Annotated in this window: 20 protein-coding genes; 14 read left to right on the top strand and 6 right to left on the bottom strand. The window is 46.8% G+C overall.

Annotation, left to right across the window (positions count from 1 at the left end):
* Window positions 1-49: 49 nt before the first annotated feature.
* The 8 genes from aer2 (at window position 50) to FCU94_RS17245 (ending at window position 10022) form a co-directional block, all read left to right on the top strand.
* Entirely contained in the window at window positions 50-2443 is a 2394-nt protein-coding gene (gene aer2, locus FCU94_RS17210; RefSeq protein ID WP_176289700.1) for an aerotaxis transducer Aer2, read from the top strand.
* Window positions 2428-3279, top strand: a complete 852-nt coding sequence (locus FCU94_RS17215; protein WP_176289701.1) for a CheR family methyltransferase — start codon at window positions 2428-2430, stop codon at window positions 3277-3279. Before aer2 ends, FCU94_RS17215 begins: the two co-directional genes overlap by 16 nt.
* A 9-nt stretch (window positions 3280-3288) precedes the next feature.
* Window positions 3289-3936 carry a chemotaxis protein CheD gene (locus FCU94_RS17220; protein WP_176289702.1) on the top strand — a complete coding sequence of 216 codons (648 nt, stop codon included), beginning with the start codon at window positions 3289-3291 and terminating at the stop codon, window positions 3934-3936.
* Window positions 3936-4973 carry a protein-glutamate methylesterase/protein-glutamine glutaminase gene (locus FCU94_RS17225; protein ID WP_176289703.1) on the top strand — a complete coding sequence of 346 codons (1038 nt, stop codon included), beginning with the start codon at window positions 3936-3938 and terminating at the stop codon, window positions 4971-4973. The genes FCU94_RS17220 and FCU94_RS17225 overlap by 1 nt, the downstream gene beginning before the upstream one ends.
* Window positions 4974-5001: 28 nt before the next feature.
* Window positions 5002-6159 (top strand): methyl-accepting chemotaxis protein, encoded by a 1158-nt coding sequence (locus FCU94_RS17230; RefSeq protein WP_176289704.1) that lies wholly within the window; start codon window positions 5002-5004, stop codon window positions 6157-6159.
* Window positions 6160-6209: 50 nt separating this feature from the next.
* Window positions 6210-6509: an STAS domain-containing protein gene (locus FCU94_RS17235; RefSeq protein ID WP_176289705.1), complete on the top strand. Its 300-nt coding sequence runs from the start codon at window positions 6210-6212 to the stop codon at window positions 6507-6509.
* A gap of 17 nt (window positions 6510-6526) precedes the next feature.
* Window positions 6527-8224 carry a fused response regulator/phosphatase gene (locus FCU94_RS17240; protein ID WP_176289706.1) on the top strand — a complete coding sequence of 566 codons (1698 nt, stop codon included), beginning with the start codon at window positions 6527-6529 and terminating at the stop codon, window positions 8222-8224.
* Between the two features lie 118 nt (window positions 8225-8342).
* Window positions 8343-10022, top strand: a complete 1680-nt coding sequence (locus FCU94_RS17245) for a DUF342 domain-containing protein (protein ID WP_176289707.1) — start codon at window positions 8343-8345, stop codon at window positions 10020-10022.
* Between the two features lie 120 nt (window positions 10023-10142).
* Here FCU94_RS17245 and FCU94_RS17250 read toward each other — a convergent pair whose 3' ends face one another.
* Both FCU94_RS17250 and FCU94_RS17255 read right to left on the bottom strand, forming a co-directional pair.
* Window positions 10143-12077, bottom strand: a complete 1935-nt coding sequence (locus tag FCU94_RS17250; protein ID WP_369597268.1) for a methyl-accepting chemotaxis protein — start codon at window positions 12075-12077, stop codon at window positions 10143-10145.
* Window positions 12078-12402: 325 nt separating this feature from the next.
* Window positions 12403-12738: a winged helix-turn-helix transcriptional regulator gene (locus FCU94_RS17255; RefSeq protein WP_217906505.1), complete on the bottom strand. Its 336-nt coding sequence runs from the start codon at window positions 12736-12738 to the stop codon at window positions 12403-12405.
* A 193-nt stretch (window positions 12739-12931) separates the two neighbouring features.
* On the opposite strand from FCU94_RS17255, the gene FCU94_RS17260 reads away from it, so the two are divergent.
* Window positions 12932-13474 (top strand): nuclear transport factor 2 family protein, encoded by a 543-nt coding sequence (locus FCU94_RS17260; protein WP_176289710.1) that lies wholly within the window; start codon window positions 12932-12934, stop codon window positions 13472-13474.
* A gap of 116 nt (window positions 13475-13590) precedes the next feature.
* On the opposite strand, the gene FCU94_RS17265 is transcribed toward FCU94_RS17260, so the two are convergent.
* Window positions 13591-14175: a TetR/AcrR family transcriptional regulator gene (locus FCU94_RS17265; protein WP_176289711.1), complete on the bottom strand. Its 585-nt coding sequence runs from the start codon at window positions 14173-14175 to the stop codon at window positions 13591-13593.
* A gap of 240 nt (window positions 14176-14415) precedes the next feature.
* Here FCU94_RS17265 and FCU94_RS17270 point away from each other — a divergent pair, with 240 nt between their 5' ends.
* The gene (locus tag FCU94_RS17270; protein ID WP_176289712.1) at window positions 14416-14970 is read left to right on the top strand and encodes a carboxymuconolactone decarboxylase family protein; all 555 of its coding nucleotides are present in this window, start codon (window positions 14416-14418) and stop codon (window positions 14968-14970) included.
* 65 nt (window positions 14971-15035) lie between these two features.
* A complete protein-coding gene (locus FCU94_RS17275; RefSeq protein WP_176289713.1) occupies window positions 15036-15881 on the top strand; it encodes a DMT family transporter in 846 nt (281 codons plus the stop codon).
* 33 nt (window positions 15882-15914) lie between these two features.
* Here the strand turns inward: FCU94_RS17275 and FCU94_RS17280 are convergent, their stop codons facing one another.
* On the bottom strand, window positions 15915-17609 hold the full coding sequence (locus FCU94_RS17280; protein WP_255199295.1) for a methyl-accepting chemotaxis protein: 1695 nt from the start codon (window positions 17607-17609) through the stop codon (window positions 15915-15917).
* Window positions 17610-17866: 257 nt separating this feature from the next.
* On the opposite strand from FCU94_RS17280, the gene FCU94_RS17285 reads away from it, so the two are divergent.
* Window positions 17867-19345: a sensor domain-containing diguanylate cyclase gene (locus FCU94_RS17285; protein WP_176289714.1), complete on the top strand. Its 1479-nt coding sequence runs from the start codon at window positions 17867-17869 to the stop codon at window positions 19343-19345.
* A gap of 95 nt (window positions 19346-19440) precedes the next feature.
* On the opposite strand, the gene FCU94_RS17290 is transcribed toward FCU94_RS17285, so the two are convergent.
* Together FCU94_RS17290 and FCU94_RS17295 are read right to left on the bottom strand one after the other, a co-directional pair.
* Entirely contained in the window at window positions 19441-20100 is a 660-nt protein-coding gene (locus FCU94_RS17290) for an NAD(P)H-dependent oxidoreductase (protein WP_176289715.1), read from the bottom strand.
* Between the two features lie 278 nt (window positions 20101-20378).
* Entirely contained in the window at window positions 20379-20798 is a 420-nt protein-coding gene (locus tag FCU94_RS17295) for a universal stress protein (protein WP_176289716.1), read from the bottom strand.
* Window positions 20799-20997: 199 nt separating this feature from the next.
* Here FCU94_RS17295 and FCU94_RS17300 point away from each other — a divergent pair, with 199 nt between their 5' ends.
* Complete coding sequence (locus FCU94_RS17300) at window positions 20998-22386, top strand: glycoside hydrolase family 1 protein (RefSeq protein ID WP_176289717.1); 1389 nt, start codon at window positions 20998-21000, stop codon at window positions 22384-22386.
* Between the two features lie 156 nt (window positions 22387-22542).
* Window positions 22543-23268 (top strand): IclR family transcriptional regulator, encoded by a 726-nt coding sequence (locus tag FCU94_RS17305; protein WP_217906489.1) that lies wholly within the window; start codon window positions 22543-22545, stop codon window positions 23266-23268.

A 23268-nucleotide genomic window follows, 5' to 3' on the forward strand; every position in this document is an offset into this window, starting at 1 on the left:
ATTCGTTTTGGTACGACGGTCAGTAGAAGCAACCAGTGAGAGGTAACTCATGGCATTTTGGAATAGAAAAACCGCGTCAGAAACTCAATTTGTCGCACCTACGCAAGATACGTTGGCGGAGGAGTTTGATACGGAACCTGAGCAAGGAATAAGCAAAAATCAGCTCTTGTCGGCACTCAATGCTGCGCAAACCGCACTGATGATGATCGACCGTGATTTTAATATTACTTACCTGAACGCTAAGTCACTCGAGTTGTTAAAGCACCACGAGGCGGTGTTTCAGTCGGTGTGGCCTAACTTCAAAGCGACGCAAGAGTTTTTGTTGGGGTATTGCATCGATGCTTTTCATACCGATCCAAACCATCAGCGTCAATTGCTATCGAATCCGGCCAATTTACCCTATACCACAACTATTACAGTGAAAGATGTCAAGATTGAGCTTAACGTCGGGGCCATCATCGATGAGCTGGGTAACTATGTGGGCAACACGCTCGAATGGTCTGATGTAACAGAGAGCTTGAAACAAAGCCATGAGTTGAGCCGACTCCAAGCCGCTATCGATCAGACTCAGACCGCGATGGTGATGATCGATCGGGACTTTTTCATCACTTACATTAACCAAGAAACCTTGCAGCTTTTCTCCAAACATGAAGCAACCTTGCGCAGTGTTTGGAGCGGCTTTACCGCCAGTGAAGAGTGGCTAATGGGGCGCTGTATCGATGAGTTTCACCGTAACCCTGCCCACCAGCGGGCGTTATTGGCGGATCCGGGCAACCTTCCGTACAGCACAGACATCCAAATTCAGGATTTAAAGATAGAACTCAACGTTGCGGCTATTCACGATGGCAAAGGCAACTACATCGGTAATACGTTGGAATGGCGTGACGTCACGCAAGAGCGAGCGAAAGAAGAAGAGATAGGGCGTTTGGCCTCGGCGGTCGCGGGGATGACGACCAATTTAATGATGGCAGACAAAGAGGGCATCATTACTTACCTTAACCCGTCACTCGAGAGCTTACTTCGCAGTCGAGAAACTGACTTGCAAAAAGTGTTGCCAGGCTTTGATGCCAGCAATCTAGTAGGTAAAAACATCGACGTATTTCATAAGAACCCGAGTCATCAACGCAACATTATTGCCAATCCTGACCGTTTACCTTTCTCATCTAACATTGCGGTAGGTGGATTGGAGTTCCACCTAACCTGTATTGCGATGCGCGATGGGCAAGGCAATTATATTGGCCCTGCGCTGCAATGGATCGATATTACAGAACAACAAGATGGTCAGCGTCAGGTTGAATCTTTGATCCAAAAAGCCATCGCGGGGGAACTGAGTGAACGCATCGATACCAGCGTTTATACCGGCTTTATGCGCGAGTTGGGTGATGGCATCAATAACCTCCTCGATACCATGGTCGCGCCATTGGGCCAATGTATTGATGTAATGAGCCAGGTAGCGGATGGCAATCTCAATGTCACCATGCCAGATGACAATACCGGAGAATTTGCGCGCTTATCGAATGCGGTCAATACCTCGATCGTTAACTTGCGCAACATGGTAGAAAAAATCACCCAATCCTCCGCTCGTGTGGCAACGGCCTCGACGGAAATTGCCGAGGGTAACAACGATTTAAGCCAACGAGTCGAAGCTCAGGCTTCTAACCTCGAAGAGACAGCGGCAAGCATGGAGCAGATGACCGCCACCGTGCGCCAAAACGCCGATAACGCGCGTGGGGCTAATGAACTGTCTGACGATGCGGCGAAAAAAGCCAGCAAAGGTGGAGAGGTCGTGGGACAGGCTGTGTCTGCTATGGCGGAAATTAACGATGCAAGCAAGAAAATTGCCGATATTATCGGTGTGATTGATGAAATCGCATTCCAGACTAACTTACTCGCGCTAAATGCCGCGGTTGAGGCTGCGAGAGCGGGAGAGCAGGGGCGCGGTTTTGCTGTTGTCGCCGGAGAAGTCCGTAATTTGGCTCAGCGCAGCGCCGCTGCCGCTAAAGAGATCAAAGGGCTGATTAAAGACAGCGTCGAAAAAGTGGATGAAGGGTCACGTTTGGTGGATGAATCTGGCGCCACCCTCAATGAAATTGTCGAAGCAGTAGAGAAAGTCACTGAACTTATCGCTCAAATTGCCTCGTCGAGCCAAGAGCAGTCGACGGGTATCGATGAGATCAATCGCGCGGTAGCGACGATGGATGAGATGACCCAGCAAAATGCTTCTCTCGTCGAGCAAACATCGGCGGCTAGCCAGTCACTCAAAGATGAAGGTAAGCAATTGCTGCACCTAATGAACTTCTTTGTTACAGACGCCAATGTTGCGACGTTTGAAGCTAAGTCTACCGCGCCACGAGACACGAACGTCAGGGAAATTCGTACCCCGAAAGTGGCCAATTCTGGCTTTAAGCTTGAAGAGGATGGAGACGAATGGGAAGAGTTCTAGCCCAATCGGAAAAAAGAGTGGCGGAAGAGTTTGAACTAACGGATAAGGACTTTAAGTATATCCAATGGTTCATGCATAAGAACGTTGGCATCTATTTTTCCGATCGTAAAAGAACCTTGGTGTATGGACGTATCAGTCGTCAACTTAGACGATTGGGCCTGCGTCGCTTTGCTGATTACCGTCTATTGATAGAACAAGATCCAGACGAGCACGCCAGTTTTATTAACTGCTTGACGACCAATAAGACGCAGTTCTTTCGTGAGTACCACCATTTTGACTTTATCGAGAAAGTGTTGGTTAACGAATGGCAACAACAGGGGTTAGAACGAATTCGCATCTGGTCGGCAGGGTGCTCGACGGGAGAAGAGCCCTATAGCTTTATCGCATCACTGCATTGGGCCAAATTGTTTGACGCTATCCAAGATGTAAAGATTATCGCTTCAGACCTCGATACTAAAGTTCTCAGCCATGCCAAAACGGGTATTTATGAACAATCTGCGGTGGAGACCATTCCCGTCAAGTATTTAAAACCCTGTTTTGTCAAAGGGACAGGAGAGCAACAAGGTAAGATTAAATGTAAAGCGGGCTTACAACAGTTGATTGAATTTCGCCAAATTAATCTGTTGCAGAGTTGGGACTTTAGCCAGCCCTTTGACCTGATCTCGTGTCGAAATGTGATGATTTATTTTGATAAAAAAACGCAGCAGCAATTGATCGAACGTTTCTATCAGCATCTTAAGCCCAATGGGGTGTTGTTTCTCGGCCACTCTGAGAGCGTTCCTTCAGGGATGGAGCTGTTCCATCACCTTGGCCATACCATTTACGTCAAGAAATAGGAGAGGGTTTTGTTCGGTTCAAAAACAGTAACACTTCAAGATCAAAACAGCCACTTTGATCGGTTCTACCATCCGCTTAAGGATAAGCACATCGTTAAAGTGCTACCTGGCGGTGTTTACTGTACCGATGCTGAGGACGAGTTGATTGCGACTGGGCTTGGGTCTTGCGTTGCGGCTTGTATGTGGGACTGTGATTTACGTATCGGCGGGATGAACCACTTCTTGTTGCCGTTCGATAGTAAAACGCAGCTGAAATCGTGGCGACCTGATGAAGTTGTTTCGACTGCTTCCCGTTACGGCAGTTATGCGATGGAGATATTGCTCAACACAATGCTAAAGCGTGGCGCTAGACGCTCCTCGCTAAGGCTCAAGCTTTTTGGCGGTGCGCAAATGTTAGGGCGCACCTCAATGATAGGCGATAAAAACGTGGCGTTTATTCTTAACTATGTTGAACAAGAGCATATGCTGGTGGTCTCTCAAGATTTGGGCGGGCTGGAACCAAGGAAAATCATGTTCGACCCATGTACAGGAAAAGCATGGCTCAAGCGTATTCCGTTCACGGAAATTCACCACCTTCAGCACCAAGAAGAAAAATACGCCAGTCAGTTGGATAGAGAAAGCCACTCAACACCTAGCAATGATGTGGAGTTATTTTAATGAAAAAGATAAAAGTACTGATCGTTGATGACTCGCCTGTGTTTCGTGCGCTTTTGTCACAGCTAATTGACGCCGATCCTGAGCTTGAAGTGGTCGCGACGGCTGAGGACCCTTTTGAAGCGCGAGAACTGATCAAGCAATACAACCCAGATGTACTGACGCTAGATATTGAAATGCCGAAAATGAATGGCGTGCAGTTTCTAAAAAACTTAATGCGTTTGCGGCCGATGCCCGTTGTGATGATCTCCACTTTGACACAGCACGGGGCAGACGCGACATTGGCTGCGCTTGAGCTTGGTGCCGTCGACTATTTTCCCAAGCCGTCGGTCGATAACACGGCGGAAATGCTCAATTACAAATCCCTAGTGAATGACAAAATAAAGATGGCAGCAGGTGCCAATGTAGCTTCGACTCAGCCTGCGAAGCCGCAAAAGCTAACGGTACCCAAGCAGCATCACTGTGTCGAACTCATTGCCATTGGAGCTTCGACAGGCGGCACGGAAGCGGTGAGGAATGTACTTTCTGCTTTGCCTGCGGGCCTGCCACCGATAGTGATTACCCAACATATCAGTGCCAAGTTTTCCGCCTCGTTTGCTGATCGTCTTAATCAGTACAGCGACATTGAAGTGAAAGAGTTGACCGCGAATCAGGCGCCTTTGACACAGGGCTGTGCGTACCTCGCTCCCGGAGACAAGCATTTAACCGTGCTGCGTCGCGGGCCACACCTCTATTGTCAGTTAGACGACAGACCTGCGGTAAATCGGCATAAACCTTCTGTAGATGTCATGTTCGACACAGTAGCAGAAACCGTGGCAGATAAAGCCATTGGCGTCATTTTGACCGGAATGGGCCAGGATGGAGCGCGTGGCTTACTGCGCATGAAGCAGCGAGGTGCGAAAACCATAGCGCAAGACAAAGAATCATCTGTGGTTTGGGGGATGCCAAGAGTGGCGGTTGAACTTGGGGCGGCAATGTCGGTGGTTGACATCAGCCAGGTTGCACATCAAGTCATTCATTACCTGTCGCCTGACAGTTAGTCATAACGACAACAGCAAGGAAGCAAGCATGCAAACAGACAAGCTAAACATAAAAACACGCTACCTAGCGGCGATCAGTTTACAGGTGATTTTGCTTCTAGTGGCATTGAGTATGTCCTCTTCGATGGCTCATGTCGTGATTATGGTCATAGTGGCCGCGATTCCCTGGTTTGTTGTGCCCAAGCAGCAGCCCAATTCAGTCGAGTCTACCCCTGAAGGCCGAGATAAATACTCAGACCAACCACGCTTTGATATCAGTCCTGCCCTTGATTTGATTTCTCACCAGCTCACTGAGCCGCTTGATCATCAGCGCAGTATCGTGGATGAGTCGGTAGAAACGCTCAACGAGAGCTACTTTGGTCTGCAGCAGTTAGCTGAAGAGCAGAATCAGATTACCTCTCAGTTGGTCGAAAACTTGCTCGGCAATCGAAACAGTGACAGTGATATCAGCAGCGTGCTACCTAAAACCGAAGCGATTATTCGTCAGTTTGTCGATACCTTGGTGAATGTTTCGGAGAAGAGCATTTCGGCGGTGCACAGCATTCACGATATGTCGGACAAATTGGATGCGGTATTTAAGCTGCTTGACCAGGTTCGAGGCTTATCAGAGCAAACCAACTTGCTGGCTTTGAATGCGGCAATTGAAGCGGCTCGTGCAGGCGACGCTGGACGAGGTTTTGCTGTTGTGGCCCAAGAGGTGCGTAATCTTTCTGTGAAAGCAGAAGAGTTAAATGGACTGATTGAGGCGGAAATCAATGTTGCACAAAAAACGGTTCAAGAGGCCAATAAAACCGTAGGTGAGATGGCTTCGATTGATATGACAGAAGCGATTGAATCTAAAGATAAGGTTGACGAAATGCTGCGAGGAGTACAACAGATCAACGATTCAGTCGAACACGAGGTGCATAAAATCAGTTCGAGCGGAGAACAGCTACGTGTGCAAGTCGACAATGGTATCCGTGCTCTGCAGTTTGCCGACATCATTACTCAGCAAGGCGATTATGCTAAGCAAACGGTCGGCTACTTGCAGACTCTCTCTGAACTCTGTCAGCGCTTAAATAGCGGCAGTTTGACCGTGGATGAGTTTGCTGAACACGTGGTTGGGCTCAAACAGCAGATCTCTGGTCGAGATGCGCCAGCAGCTTCCCAACACAGCATTGATGAGGGGGAGGTTGAGCTGTTTTAACCAATAAAATCGCGAGGCGATAAACAACGACAGATGGTGAGGAATAAACAATGACAGTAGAAGCACAAATTGATTCTGCGGCAAAACATATAACGATATTGATCGAAGGAGCCTTTGGTTTCAACTTGGTGCAAGAGTTCCGGCGCACCTACAGTGACCGACAGGAGTTTCGTTTTACTATTGATTTACGCAAGGTGGACTATATCGATAGTGCCGGGTTAGGAATGCTACTGAATATGCATAACTACCTGGGCCAGCAAGATGGGACGATTCGCATTACCAATACCTTACCACAAGTGAGAAAAATACTGACTATCTCTCGATTCGACAAAAAGTTCGATATCGAGTAGGTGGCTAAGGAGAGCGTATGCATGTAATGATCGTAGACGACCATGCAACGAACAGAGAGCTATGTCGTTTTATGCTCAGCCATTTGGCTGAAAAGGTGACCACGTTTGAGAATGGTCAAGGGGTGGTCGAGGCAATGGCTAAAATGGATCTGTTGCCGGACGTTATTTTACTTGATGTGATGATGCCGATTAAAGACGGGTTCACCACGGCGCAAGAGATTCGGCACGCTTTTCCTGATCATCACATACCTATTATCTTCCTCACAGTGCTTGACGATCATGCTTCGTTTGAGCGCTGTTTAAATTATGGTGATGACTTTATTCTCAAACCGATAGAGCGCAGCGTCATTACCTCTAAAGTGCAAGCGCACTACCGGATTGTTCGTATGCACAATCAGGTAATGGAGCAACGAGATGAACTCAGTCAGTTCCACGAGCAGGTGCGTTATGAGTACGCGATAGCGGAATCTATCTTCTCTAATTTGATGCTCGAGATGAGTAGCCAAGTCCAGAATATTTACGGCATTAATTACTTGTCTACTCCTTCAACCGTGTTTAATGGTGATTTAATTGTGGTGGCAAACCGCCCTCATGGTGGGGTTTATGTGATGATTGCGGATGCCACTGGTCACGGTTTACCCGCGGCGATTTCTGCGATTCCTGCGACTCGCGCGTTCTTCTCTATGGCGGCGAAAGGGTTATCTTTGGGAGAGATCGCGCGGGAAATCAACGATGTTTTAGTCCGATTTTTGCCGATGGGCATGATGTTAGCGGCAAGTATTTTTGAGGTTAGAGCTAATGGTTTTGAAGTGTCTTGGTGGGGTGGGGGATTGCCCGATGGCTATTTGATTGACCGGAAAGGAGAGATAGTGCGCCGTTTGGTTTCGACCCATATGCCGCTTGGAGTACTCAAGCCGCATGAATTCGAAGCAGATATTGTCAACTTTCGCCTTGAGCCCGAGCAGCAGATTATTTGTTATACCGATGGCGTTATTGAAGCCACTAATGAGCACGGGGAACAATACGGTCAGCAACGCCTTGAGTCTGTATTTAAGCGAAATCGAGCGATTATTCCAACCTTGTATGACTCTGTGCGCCAGTTTGCGCACAAATCGGTCGGTGATGACTTGTCGATTCTGGCGATGACATTTCCGATTTCAAATGCCAATCTACAAGATCCACCACCGAATGCTTTTATTCTAAACCATATCCCAATCGAATCTAAGTTACACCTCAGCGGTTCGACTTTGCGCGGTGTAACCGTGATGACGGAAGTTCGCAAGTTTCTTACCGGAATACTGAATGGCGGGGTACATCTCGACTTGGTCTGCTCAGTGTTGTCTGAGCTGTTTGCTAACGCGATTGACCATGGCTTACTCAAACTCGACTCGTCGATTAAAGAAGAGCCGGATGGTTTCTTTCTCTTTTATCAGTTGCGAGAGGAAAAGCTCAAGCAGCTTGATGACAGTGCGTGGGTCAACCTATTTATTCAGTATGATCCGATTCAAGCCCGCTTGGTAATGGAACTCGAGCATAATGGTGAAGGATTTGATTATAAGGCTAAAGAGGCGCGTACGGATAAGGTCTTAACTCACGGGCGCGGCATCGTTCTTGCTACAGAATTGTGTGATTCATTGGAATATTCAAAACAGGGACGCTGTGTCACCGCTGTTTATTCGTTATCGGCTTCGCACCATTTTCCTAGTTCGAGCTAGCGTCATTTACAGTGTAAAAAACATCTAGTGATGTACGCCTTAAAATGTCACAGTTTTGATACAGTCCCAAGAATATTTTCTATACACTGAAGTTAGGAAGTATTAAGGACAGAATGACATGTGGGATAAATTTGTCGCGTTTTCTGACGATAACACTCAGGTGCTAGCTAAGCTCTCGCCAGACATCACCGTTGATTCAAATTTCGATACGCGCGGGCTTAACGAAGCGCTCGCGGCGCTGGACGCAAGTGACCTCTACTTAATGGAAGAGGAGGTCACCAAGTTTATCAACTATGCCAAAGAGATGAAAAGCGAAGCGTACGTTGGGGTTGCTATCGCCGAAGTGAGAGATGCCGCGATTAAAGTGGAACTCTCAGAGCAAGACATGTTAGCGAGTATCACCGTCACTGGGCCTTATCGAGGTAAACCTTTAAGAGGACCGCAGATTGTACAAGCGCTTGCCGATGCGCACGTGACAAAAGGCATCAATAAGCTGGCACTAAAAAAAGTGTTAGTCATGAGTCATCAGCTTAAGCCAGGCGAAACCTTCAGCCAACCTGTCGCGAAAGGGAAAGAGCCCATCCAAGGCGTTGACGCTAAATTTGTGCCACTGGTTGAAGATCCGACTAAACAAATTCTTGCTCCGAAAGAGTCCTCGCCCGGGGGCAAAGTCGATATGCTCAATTTGGGCGAAACCATTAACGTTGGGGCTAACCAGCCGGTAATGAAGCGCGTTCCTGCCACTCAAGGCACGCCAGGATTGACGGTGCAAGGGAAACCCATTGCGCCCAAACCTGGTAGCGATGCAGAGTTAAAAGTGGGTAAAGGCACCAAGATTTCTCCTGATAACCCTAACCTTCTGATTGCAGAAGTCTCCGGTATGCCTATTTTAAAAGAGCGCAGTGTCGAAGTTGAAGACGCTTTATGTCTGCCAACGATTGGGGTCGCCACGGGGCATGTCAAGTTTAAAGGTAATGTGGTCGTTCTGGGTGATATTGAGTCCGATATGATGGTTAGAGCGACGGGCTCTTTGACGGTCGGCGGGTTCATTGAATCGGCGGATGTTCAAGTTCAAGGTGATATTGAAGTGGCAAAAGGGATTATTGGCCACAACGTATCTGAGAACGAAAAGAAGAGCTGTATCGTGAAATCTGGTGGCTCAATTACCGCAAACTACGCCCAATTTTCTGAATTACAGGCCGCAAATGATATCAATCTCAGTGTTCATTGTATGAGTAACGAGTTGCGATGTGGCCACGACTTAGTCGTTTGTGACGCATCTGAAAAACAAGGTACCCTGAGTGGCGGCCACGCGAAAGTCGGCGGAAAAATCACTTGTGTTAACTTAGGTGTCGAAGGGGATACGGCCACCTACGTGCATGCTTTTGCCCGCTATCAAATGTTCAAGGACAAGCAGGCTAAGCTTAAAGAGCAATATACGCAGGCTCAGGAAGGAACCATGGCGATGGTGCGAAAAGAGCTGGAGTTCAAAAAAACGCCTAAGTCTGAGAGAACGCCGGAACAAGAGCAAAAGCTTGAACAAGACAAACAAGCCGCAAATGCACACCTCGAAAAAGTTAAAGCTGCGCGTGATAACCATGAGCATGAACTGGAAATTGCTCTCGAAGAGGCGATCGTTGAAGTCAAAGGCAAGGTTTTCACGCATGTAACGGTGCAGTTCGGTGATGAAAAAGTCATCACCAAGCGCGCTCATGGCGCGAGCTTTTTTAAGTTTAATCAGTTTGAGATTAAGTTCTCGTCGATGTTTGAAGAAGAAGATTTAGAGCAAGAGATTTAACGGGCTCCTGTCTTTACTCGTATAACACCCGCGGCGCTTGCCGCGGGTGTTATAGGTTAGAATGGAACATCTGATACGTAAGAACAAGTCATCGTCTTTGACTCATTTTTCGATCCAGCTTTATTGCACCACTTTCTGATTAATGGTTCGCTCCAGATCGGAGATTTTTCGCACAACATCTTTCGATATTGGTTCTATTTGTTCAAATGCTTTATTGGCCTCTTCATGCTGCCCTTGGTCTATCAATTCGAGAACATGCTTTATAACACTATGTAACTTCGCATGGGGTTGTTCTAATGCAACAAACGTGGATTCAGTACCATAAAGGTTTTTCCCTTCTCCATAGTACCATTTCCCCAATGCACACAAGTGATGGTCACAAGCCACGTTTTTATCTAGCGCTTGATGATCGCCATTTAAGTAGGATCTGACTTTAGTTTTCCAAGCCAAGTGGGCATTCTTAATATTCGTAAAATCAATCCTTTTTACGCTACTGAGCCTAAAGTCAGCTAACAGTTCTCTTAAGTCTAACGCCTGTTGACTCAACGTTTTGGCTTTACTCTGGAGGTGAAGCGCACTTTCTTCGGTGGAACCACTTTTTTCGTTGATTATCTCGACCGATTTATTCATATCTTGTACTACTGTCGATTGCTCTTCAGATGCAGCCGCTATTTGAGTGCTCATATCGTTGACATGACTGACTTGAGCAATAATTTCTGAGAAGGTTTTTCTCGCATTAGAAACACCTTCATATGCGTCCTGAGCGAGAAGGTTGTTTTCGGAAATTCTCGTTGACGAACTTTGAACACCTTGCTGTAAGCTCTCCAGCATAGAATTAATGTTTTCAGTCGCTGTTTGGGTCCGCTGCGCCAAACTTCTAACCTCATCGGCGACGACGGCGAAACCACGGCCTTGTTCACCAGCACGCGCGGCCTCAATAGCAGCGTTCAGTGCCAGCAAATTAGTTTGCTCTGCAATTTCGCTGATTGTCTTGGTCACTTGTCCTATGTCTTTGCTCTGTTCTGAGACTTGTGTGATTTGCGCAATGGTCGTGTCGAGTTCGACCAAGAAATTAGAAAGCTTCTCTAAACCCTGTTCGATAAGCTGGTCTCCAGCTTGAACATTCTTCTGAGTTTCTAGTGCAGTGTGCGAAGTTTGAACTGTGTTCTCAGTGACTTGTTGTACGGTTGCCGCCATTTGCGTCATTGCGCTAGCTATTTGAGAAGTATGAGAGGATTGAGAGATCATCATCTGCTGCATGTTGTAGCTATCCGATGAGACTTTGTCTGAGTCTTCGACGACTTGCTGTGACGCCCCTACGACTTGGCCGAGAATCGCTTTGTAGCGCGCTTGAAGCATTTTGACTGCTTGAATGAGATAACCTATCTCATCTAGGCCTGTGAGGTTAATTTGCGAAGAAAGATCGCCTTCAGACATCTTTTTAATCAGCTCTTCGGTTTGCTTAACCGGCTTTAAGACCCGATGTCGTAAGATGAACCAATTTAGGCCCGTCATTACACTGACAGCTAAGGCAAGCCCAACATGGATAAGGTCGTCCGATAAAAGAGATTTACCAGCTATAAAAGCACTCAATCCCAGCAAAAATAGATGAGTGAAGGAGAAAAACTGATTGAATGTAATTCGCTCTATCAATGTTGGCCCAGGTAGCTCAAGAGTGGTATCGCTGCGCATTTTTTTGTATAACGCTTCGGCTTCTGCAACTTGCTGTTTGGTAGGCTCCGAGCGAACCGACTGTATGGCTACTAACTTTCCGTTTTTCATAATTGGGGAAACAAAAGCATCTACCCAGTAATGGTCCCCATTCTTACAACGATTTTTTATAATACCCCGCCAAACCTTCCCCGTTTTGACTGTGTTCCACAGACTTTTAAAAGCCGCGGGCGGCATGTCTGGATGCCTGACAAGATTATGATCTTTCCCTATCAGCTCTTCTCGCGAGAAGCCGCTGATGGAGACAAAATCATCGTTAACAAATTTTATTTTTCCTTGAGTATCAGTGACCGAAACCAAGTCATTTCGATTATCAAAACCCACTTCTTTCTGAGTGATAGGGCCATTGTCTTTCATCCATTTTTCTCCGAACCTCTGAAACAGTACAAGCCAATGACGGTTATTATTGTAATTGTTTGATAATAATAGACCAGTTTCCTTAGGCTAGGATAGATGTACTTTAGTATAAGCAATTTGTGCTAAGTGCCTGATATATAGGGTAGTGACATGTCAGGGCTGTTAATGATGATTCATTTGATTTGACGAGAGACCGTTTATCACACCAAAAGCAATGGCGTCTCATCGTTAGGCGCTACAACAATGTATTCACGCTGACCTAAAACGATAGATTCACTCGCAGAGAGCCGAACTAGCTTTTTTCATCATAGGCTTTTCGAGCTTGTTGAATCTCGTCTTGGTGGTCATCTGCCCAACGAACTAACTCGTACAATGGCTTAACCAGCTCTCCCCCTAACGCAGTGAGCGCATAGTCAACTCGTACTGGCACTTCAGGATACACAGTCCTATCAACATAACCTTCTCGTTCTAGATCACGTAGAGTTTGAGTTAACATACGTTGCGAAATCCCTTCTATTCTTGACTTCAAGGCGTTAAATCGCTCTGGTCCATCGACTAAAGCAAAGAGAATAAGCAGCGACCATTTGTCACCTATCTGTGCGACAACATTGCGTACGGGGCAATCCATATTGTTACGAAAAATTCGTTTTTCTGATTTCGATTTTTCTACCACTTTTCTACACCTTTTCAATGAATTATTTCCATAGCGGTTACCAAAATGTGCCTAGGGAAGCTTTTGGTGCCTTCTTGTATTGTAGGTTACTATTAATTACCATGGTTATCAATATATACCAATGTGCTTATAACCCGTGGAGATTTCTATGCTTAAATCACTCATGTTGCTTGTTGTCCTATCCATCAGCCCGATGGTATACGCGCAATCTAACGACCCATTATTGATTGATCTGCCCACCCTCAAAAAATCAAACTGGACAGAGCAAGAGTTAGCTAACGCCGAACTCGTTACTGACTTTGTTCAGCATTTGATGAACAATCACAATTTCGACTACATCATGCAACGCTACAACGATAGCTCTTACATACAGCATAATCGAAACCTACCTGACAAAGTCGCTGGCTTAGTGGGGTTTTTAGAAGAATTTGTCGCAGAGTATCCCGATTATACTTATGACGTGAAACATATTTACGTAGATGGTGATTATGTGATTTTCCATTCTCATGCCACGTTAGAAAAAGAACACAGAGGCAACGATCAAAAAGGGATGAATATCATAGACACATGGCGTATCGAAGAGGGCAGGATCGTAGAACATTGGGATTCGATTCAAGCGCTTGATTTCTCGATGAGAGTTTACTCTCTAATTAGCGGTGGCGATATCGCTAACTCCAATGGTGTTTTCTAACCCTTAAACAGGCATTAATCTACGGTACGGATCATTAACTAAAACGGGCTTAAGGCAGAGGTAGGTCTGAGGAATCCAAAGGGGCTAATTAGCCCCTTGATGGTATTGGGTCTGAATTAAAACGGATAGTGAGTAAACACTTCATCGATCATTTGTTCTAGTGGCAGGTCACCGCTGCTGCCTTTGGCGTAAGTACGTAGCCCTGAAATTTGAATTTGCAGGTGGCGCGCCAGTTGATGCACATCCTTGTCTGCCTCGATTTCACCTTGTTGCTGAGCGATTTCAAGCACGCTAGCAAACGCCTGTTCCATGCTTTGGTAGCACTGTTTGGCGTAGTTGAGTAGTTCGTGCTGCTCTTCAGTGAGTTCGGCGATCGTTTTGGCTAACATGCACATACCGTTAGGTGCTTGGGTGCGAGACTCAATGACTATCAAGCGTGTAAAGTGTTTAAGCGCTTCAATTGCCGAATCGTGACGGTTCAAACACTGTTGCAATAGCGTTTTGCCATTGTCGGTGTAGTTATCCAGCGCGTGTTTGAACAACGCTTCTTTGCTGCCAAAAGCGGCGTAGATACTGCCCGGTCGCATGTCTATCTCATCCTGCAAATTGCGCATAGATGTGCCATGAAACCCTTTCTTCCAATAAAGATTGGTCGCCTTTTCTATCACTTGGTGACGATCAAATTTAGCCGCCTTTGCCACGATAACACCTTCAATTTTGAACGATGGTTCAAATTATAAGTATAGATCGATGACCGGTAAAGGGCCGCCTTGGCTTAAAAGCGAATCAATAATTTTATTTATTAATAAAAACAATAAATTAACAACTAATTTGAACGATCGTTCAATATTGTTGTTGAACGACCGTTCAAATGAATCTATAGTGGTTTGCAACAGAGGACGACCCTCGATGATAAACAAGACAGAGCAACAGGAATGATTATGACTGACTTTATTGCATACACAGCACAAAACGCCCCTCAAGAGAGCCGAGATATCTTAGCGGGCGCTGAGAAACAGATGGGCGCGATTCCAGGTTTACTGGCTCGACTTGCGGCGTCGCCACAAACCTTGATTGGCTATAACCAACTTCATCAGCAGTTTGCAAACTCATCATTGGATGCCGAAGAGCTGACGGTTGTTTGGCAAACTATCAACGTTGAGCATGAGTGTCACTATTGTGTACCCGCGCACACCGCTATTGCCAACTCGATGAAAGTGGACCCACAATTAACAGAAGCGTTACGGAATCGTTCGCCGATGCCGACACCAAAACTGCAGGCATTGCAGGATTTTACTTTGAGTATGGTGCGCAAGCGAGGTGACGTTTCTGAGCAAGATGTAGCGGCGTTTTTTGCCGCAGGATATGGTCAGCAGCAAATATTGGAAGTGATTCTTGGTTTAGCGCAAAAGGTGATCAGCAACTATGTTAATCGAGTAGCAAAAACGCCGCTGGATAAGATGTTTCAACCTTATGTCTGGAATGCTTCAGCATAATTAGTGAGCGCCCACTAATAGTGGGCGCTTTTGTCTCAAAGATTCACTGTTCAATAGGGAAGGTGATGAGCCGCTCATTTCAATTAGTCGTCGCTTTGTTCGCTTTTGCGGCTAACTCGTTTTTTTGCCGTTATGCGTTGGCCGATGGGTCGATCGATCCTGGCTCGTTTACCTTAGTTCGTTTAGTGTCAGGAGCGGTGACTTTGTCGAGCCGTTTATTGGTTGAAGGGAAGCTTAAAGCGTCGCTATTTCGCGATAGGTTAAGCTGGTGGTCTGGCGCTGCGCTATTCGGTTACGCGGTTTGTTTTTCATTTGCCTATACCGCATTAACGACTGGCAGCGGTGCTTTGATCCTGTTTGGTATGGTGCAGCTTAGTCTGGTCGCCTTTCATGTTCGCTCAGGCCAAAGCCTATCTGGGTTAGAGATACTGGGGGTGACGCTGGCGCTGAGTGGATTCGCTCTATTAATGATGCCTTCTGCGCAAATGCCGAGTCTTTCTGCTGCGTTATTAATGGCGGTGGCGGGTGGCTGTTGGGCCGCGTTTACATTAATTGGACGTCAATCAACCAGCGCTTCTGTAGCCATCACACATGGATTTATTCTCGCCTCCGTGCTTGCCGTTATTGCTAGCCCATTTTTGCTCTCGTTCGAGGAAATAACATGGCCTGGCATTGGTTGGGGGATGTTATCTGGCATTCTAGCTTCAGGTTTTGGCTATATAGTGTGGTATCAAGTTGTTAAAAAAATTACCGTATTACAGGCCTCTGTCGCACAACTTGCGGTTCCAGTGATTGCATTCATTGCTGGCGGGATAGGATTGGGTGAGTGGGTGTCTTTGATGGCGATAATTTCATCTGCCTTCGTGCTGGGTGGGATTGCACTTATTTTTGTTGGCAATGCACAGCAATAGACCCGCCTTTGATTCGGCGGGTCTAAAAGGGCATCAGACACGATAGTGTTCAATTTCGTTGCGTAATACTTCGGCGAGTTCGGCTAACTCTTGTGTAGCGGCGCTACTTTGTTCTGCACCGGATGCGTTCTGGTTAGAAATCTCACTAATACTACTGATGTTGGCGTTGATCTCTTCGGTGACTAGAGTCTGTTCTTCTGCTGCGGTGGCGATTTGGGCGTTCATCGCAGTGATTTGATCGACGCTGGCTTTGATTTGAGTCAGTGCATCACCCGCCTCGCGCGCTTTGTCTACGGTAGAGAGGGCATTGTTGGCCCCGGCTTCGAGCCGTTGTGTTGAGTCGCGGCTGCCTTGCTGCAAGCGCTGTATGGTTTGTAGAATTTCCTCGGTTGATGCTTGAGTTCGGCTGGCGAGCGTACGCACTTCATCGGCGACCACTGCAAAACCTCGCCCCTGCTCTCCTGCACGCGCCGCTTCAATCGCCGCATTGAGGGCTAACAAATTGGTTTGCTCTGAAATACCCTGGATGACATCGACGACACTGCCGATTTCTTCAGAGTGCTTAGCCAGTTGGTGCATGGACTCTACCGATTCTTGCATCTCTTGCGACAAGCGCTCAATCATGGTGACGCTGTCCATAACCACTTGTTGGCCACTGGCTGCTGCGATATCGGCTTGCTCAGACGCGTCGGCGGCAGAAGACGCGCTTTTCGCCACTTCATGCACAGTAGCGGTAAATTGGTTAATCGCGGTGGCCACCTGCTCGGTTTGCGATTGTTGAGTCATGATGTTTTGTTTGGTTTGCATTGCGACCGCTGAGTTTTCTTCTGCCGTGCGAGCTAGCTGACCAATAGAATCACGATTGGTTTGCACAACGTGTTGGAAGCTGGTGACGATTCGATTGACTGACTCGGCAATGTGCGAAAACTCGTCGTCTCCAGATGCATCTAAACGCTGCGTCAGATCGCCTGCGGCGATTTTATCTGATCGGTCTTCAAGCTCAGTGACCGCGTGATTGACTCGTCTAATCACAAACAACGACATCGAAACAATAATCAGTAAGGAGACGAAGGTGATGGTACTCACAACCCAAATAAAACGCTCGCTGTTCGCTTCTGCCTGCTCAAAGCTTTCGCGTCCTTCTTCCACCTGCATGGCAAAGAACTGCTCAGCATACTGGTAGGCCTGCTGAAATTTTGGGTTAATCTGTTGTAACAAGATAATGTTTGCGGTGTGGTACTCACCGCTTTTGAGTTTGGCGATGGCGGGTACAAAGCCTAAGTCTGTGATCTCATCTAAAACCCTGGCTAGGCCATTAACAGCCTGTTTTTCATCGCTGGCCAGGTCTGATAGGAGTAGTTCTTTGTCAATGATGTGGTGTAGTGTCTCAAGTGAGTTCTCTATCTGGGTAATATGGAACTCAACGGGGTGATCGTGCATCGCTGCGGTATTGGATGAAGGGTCATGTTGAAAGGCCAGCAACAAAGCGCTTCTTGCATTTCCGAGTTCATCAATCACTTTACTGGTGCGTATCGTGTGTTGCATCCCTTGGCTATACAGCTCTTCAATGTAGTTGGCCGATGTCTGCATCCCGGCAATGCCTTGATACCCTAATACGATGAAAGCGGTAAGAGTTAGCAGAACATTAATCTTGAGTTTGGTCCCGACATTAGCGAAAAAGCTGGATAACTTCGTTTGCTTTGGGCTTTGAGCGCTGGCTGAAGTCATGTGCGATCCTTATTATTAAAATACATTTTACTAATATAGTTAGCATGACCAACACTTGCTGCTTAATCAATTGATGTAGGTCATGATTAGGAGTTATCAAGCCAATCCGTATGCTTTATTGTTAACGCCGTCAAAGAGTGCGTCTCTATTGAGGTTAACCAAGATCTCAAAGACTCTCACTAACGTTGAACAAACCACGTAATCGTGCATAGTAGATTTAACCGTCAACTCACTTTTATTCGTTCGGGCACGATTTGATGACCATGACACTAGGCAATGTTAATCAACTGGATTCGCAAGGAGAAACCGCACTAGAGAGCGATTTGCTTACGGCGCTCCTTCGCGGTGCGCAAGAACTCGTGACGGGGGGCGGTTCACTACACTGTGTTCAAAGCTTGTTGCAAGAGTTGGGTGGTGTGACGGGGGTCAGTCGAGTATGGATCTTTCAAGTATTGGCGCTATCGGAAGATGAAATATTGCAAGATTACGTTTTTGAGTGGGCGAAAGGTAAGCAGTATGTCCAAATCGGTTTACCGCACTTTAATCACTTTCGTTCCTCTCTCGCTAATCCAGAATACGCTGAACTCGTGTTCAGTCGGCAACGAGGTGAGTATCAAGCGGTACTGACTGACCGATTGCAAGAGTCTTGGCTTAAAGACTATCTGGCAAAGCAGAGTATCCGCTCGATGCTGACGATTCCAATTGTTGTCGACAACCAATGGTGGGGAACGCTTGGGCTGGATGATTGTGAGCGTGAGCAAGAATGGAGTGCCAGTGAAATTACCCTGCTACGCACCGCGAGCTATCTTATCTCTAGTGCGATAGTGAAAGACAACTTGTGGGCGAAACAACGCCAGCTCGAGATCATCAAGCAGAGCAGCTACTTTAGTACCTGGGAAGTCGACGTTCGACGTGGTTTTTGTTGGTGTACGCCAGAGATTTTGGGGCGGAGTAACAGCGTTCGCTATCTCAGTACTTATACCAGCCTTCAGTGGCTGAGACGGATTCACCCACAGCATAGAAAGGTATTTTTCCGCCATTTGAGAGGTTACCTGAGCGGAAAACTGGACAGATTGTGCTTAGATATTGAAGTGTGTAACGACAGTGGCGAGTACTGTTGGGTCGATATTCGAACCAACCAAGGTTACGACATAGAAGGTTCTCGTGGAGTGATCGCGGGAGTCATGTGGGACATTACAGAAAGAAAGCGCCGTGAAGCGGCCCTGGAATCGCAAGCCGTGACGGATCCTTTAACTGGGCTGAATAATCGTCGCCAGTTTGATCAAGACTTGCATCAGTTAGTCAAAACGCAACAACACACGGCACTGAGCTTATTGGTGGTTGATATTGACTACTTTAAGTCGATTAATGACCAACACGGCCACCAATTTGGCGACTTAGTACTAAAACACTTGGCGAGTATATTTTCTGGTCAAGCGCTCAACATGGATTATATCTATCGCATTGGTGGAGAAGAGTTCGCTTGTTTGCTACCAGATATTCCGTTAGCTCAAGCCGAACATATCGCTCAAGCTTTGTGTCAAGCTGTATATGGTCAGCCAATCTGCATCGACGGAACCACAATTCGCTGCTCCATCTCTATTGGCTGCGCTCAAAAAGCCGCAGACTTGACTGATGGTCAGTCACTATTTCATCATGCCGACCAGGCACTCTATCAAGCGAAAAACCGGGGACGTAATCAGGTTGTCGCCGCATATGGCCATGTTTCGTTGTGAGTGCGGCAGGTGAACTGTGCTGGTTTCGTTAGTACGTTATTGCTCAGCTATAGATTTACATTGTAAAAAGGCTTCCTTGGGGAAGCCTTGTTTTCTTAGAGCGTAGTGATGACATCATCAAAATGCAGTCGCGCCTTAGGCAGGCTGTGGTTGTAGTCTTCACCCGCTTTGTGATAACCGATCGCGAGCGCAAAATCACATACGTAGCCATTGAGTTCTTGTTGAAACTGCTCGCCAATCAGCTCTGCATCAACCCCTTCCATCGGCGTCGAGTCAATTCCTAACCGCGCTAGAGTGTGCAAAACATTCCCCAGAGCAATATAGGTTTGGGCTTTGGTCCACGTGCCATTGTAGCCAGTCTGATCGGTATTGAGTTCAGCAAACCCAAACGCTCCGTCGAGCATTTCGTTATAGCGTTCTGCGGGTAGGTGACCCGAGGTCACTTCTGCATCCACCACTTTTTTGTAGTCATCCTTGCGGTAGTGAGGATTGTAGGCGAACAGAATAGTATGTGACGCCTCTTTCGCATGAGGCTGATTAAACTGAAATTTATTGGCAAATGTGTCGTGAAAGCGTTGTTTCGCTTCGTCACTTTCAAGCACGATAAACTTCCAAGGTTGTGAGTTAATCGATGAGGCCGATAAGTGCAGCGCTTGCGTAATCACTTGTAAATCTTCGCTCGACACTCGCTGTGTTGGGTCGTATTTTTTTGCGGTATAACGACGGCTTAAGTCTTGAATAATTGGATGGGTCATGTGTTTCCTCACTGTCAAAGTTAAGCTGGTGAGTGAAGAAGCTTTGCCCTAAATGCCAACAATAAGCAGTGGTGGTTGACTAGGTAAAGTCTCTTCTAACCAGGAAATATCGTGTTTGTTCAGTTCAATGGCACTAACTTATTCGACATTGAGGAGGAGAGAAATAGCCGAGAGTTCCAATTACTATGGAACAAATAGTCCATAAACCGCAGTGAAACGATTTACGGTGGATGGTTGGCCGCAGCCTCAATAGCAGACTGCGGCAAGCATTAAGGCGTTTAGATAGGTACGACGAGGATATCGACCGGGGACTTATCCACTAAGTGTTTGGAGTAGGAGACAATTTTGCTCCAGAAATCATGATGATGGCCACACAACAGCAGATCGACTTGATTGTCTTCAATCGTACTTTTTAGCTTGTCGGCTAGGTCACCGGTACCGACTAAAATGTGTTTGATGGGATGCTCACTATAGGTTTCAAAAGCGCGAATTTGCTCAATGGTATGTTCGCCAAAAGGTTGCTGCTGTTGATTGGCTTGAATGTCGGCCACTTCTGGGTAGATTTCGCCATGAGACCCATCAATATGGATAAAAGAGATCTCTGCACTGGTCAGTTTCGCCAAGTAGTTAGCCTTATCGATGAGAACTTTCGTTTCGTCACTGAGCTCGATTGCAACCAGAATATGTTTGTAGTTCATAATCATGACCTTTTTGTAACTCGCCTAACGTAAGCATAATCCCTCAATGGCGAATAAGTTGTCACGAATGTCTCGAAAACGTGAAAAATTTCCAATGCGGTCGACAAACTAGGAAATGTTTGCCGAATAACTCGACCTTATTTGTGCCAATTTCGGTCGCTACAATAGAGTAAGTCGTGAGCTAAATCTGGAGTAAACAATGACGTTTCCAAGTAATTTTCTGTGGGGTGGTGCTATTGCGGCCAACCAAGTCGAGGGGCATTTTGACGGCGATGGCAAAGGGTTGTCGACCTCGGATATGTTGCCAAAGGGGATTTTAAGTCCACATCAATCTCGAGAAGAGCGTGGGCCGGGTATCAAAGATGTGGCGATCGATTTCTATCATCGCTACCCACAGGACATCGCGCTGTTTGATGAGATGGGCTTTAACTGTTTACGCTTGTCTATCGCTTGGACGCGCATTTTCCCCAATGGTGACGAACTAGAGCCCAACGAAGCAGGCCTTGCCTACTACGACAAGATATTTGATGAACTGGCCCAACACGATATTCAGCCGTTTGTGACGCTTTCGCATTATGAGATGCCCTACGCGCTGGTCGAAAACTATGGCGGATGGGCCAGCCGAGAGCTAATCACCTTATTTGAGCGCTATGCGCGCACTGTGTTTGAACGATACAAAAATAAGGTCAAACTGTGGCTGACGTTCAATGAAATCAACATGTCGCTCCATGCGCCGTTTACGGGAGTCGGGTTACCTGAAGCCGCAACAGAACAAGACATTTACCAAGCGATCCATCACCAGCTATTGGCCAGTGCCAAGGCGGTCAACTTGTGTCATCAAATTATCCCAGATGGCAAGATCGGTAATATGTTGCTGGGGGCAATCAACTACCCATTTACCTGCAACCCAGACGATGTGTTGGCGGCGGTGCACGAGAACAACAAATGGCTGTTTTTTGGCGATGTACAAACGCGCGGTCGCTATCCTGGCTATATGCTGCGTTACTTCCGCGATAATGATATTGAAGTGCAGATGCTACCGGGCGATGTAGAACTCTTGGCTTCCGCCAGTGTGGATTTCGTGTCGTTTAGTTATTACGCCAGCGGCTGCGCCAGTGCCGATGAGCAACATAAAGAGGTTGGCAATATTGTCGATAGTGTGCCTAACCCCTACCTAGAAAAGAGCCAATGGGGCTGGTTGATTGACCCGAAAGGGCTGCGCATTTTGCTTAATTTCCTCTACGACCGTTATCAAAAGCCGCTGTTCATTGTTGAAAATGGTTTAGGTGCCCGCGATGAAGTCAATGAGCGAGGCGAGATTAACGATGATTACCGGATTGCCTACTTGAACGATCACTTAGTGCAAGCCCACGAAGCTATTTTGGATGGTGTTGAGCTGATGGGCTTTACCAGTTGGGGACCGATTGATTTAGTCGCTAACTCAACCGCAGAGATGAGTAAGCGTTATGGTTATATCTACGTAGACCGCGATGATGATGGAAGCGGCACACTGACGCGTCAACGCAAGAAAAGTTTCTACTGGTATCAAACGGTGATTCAAACCAACGGCGAGTCATTAAAAGGATAGGCATAGGGAGCTTTCGGGCTCCCTTTTTTCTACCTTTAATCTCTCTTTTTATCATCAGGTGAGAAATTGATGAGGAAAGATATTACATATTCTCGAATTATAAGAATATAGTTTGATCGGGACTCCACCTGGGCGATACAAATAGGCATAAAGGTTATGAAGCAAAATAGTGGACAGGTTAACGAGAAGATTCTGCAACTTTTGATGCAAGTTGCGGTGAATGATGAACCTGTCACCGCCAAGCAGTTGAGCGAACAATTGGGTACCCCAATTAGCAGTCTTTATCGACATTTGAAAGTGCTCAAAGAATGGAATCTGATTGAAGAAAGTCCGAATGACAAAACCTTGATCATAGGTCCGGCCGCATTGTTGTTAATGCGCAGTTATGACACCTGTCAGCATGATCTCGATGCCATCGATGCGGTGCTCAATCGACTGCAAAAGCAAACCGGAGAGATGGCCGCATACATGGTACCTGTGGGTTATCGCGCTTTATGTGTCAGTCAGAAAGAGAGTATGCAGGCGCTTCGTTGCAGCTACGTCCAGGGTCAGAGTCAACCCCTGCTGCGAGGCGCCTCATCGAAAGTGATGTTGGCTTATATGCCAGTCGCGCGTTGCGAAAAGATTTTGTGTCATTTTGGCGAGCAGCAAAGAATCGAGCAATGGCAACAAGAGTTAGAGCAGATCAGAAACCAGGGCTACGCGGTCAGTACCTCGGAAATTGATGTTGGGGTATCGGGTATCAGCGCTCCGGTGATGAAAGGCTCAAAGTTGATTGGGGCGATGTCAGTGATGGCACCCGCTCATCGCGTTCAACTCAATCAACAACGGATCGTGTTACATGTTTTACAAGCAGCTAGGGCTCTGCCCCCTGAGAGGTAA

This window comes from Vibrio sp. JPW-9-11-11 (assembly GCF_013369335.1).
In the GTDB taxonomy this organism is placed as follows: Bacteria; Pseudomonadota; Gammaproteobacteria; order Enterobacterales; family Vibrionaceae; genus Vibrio.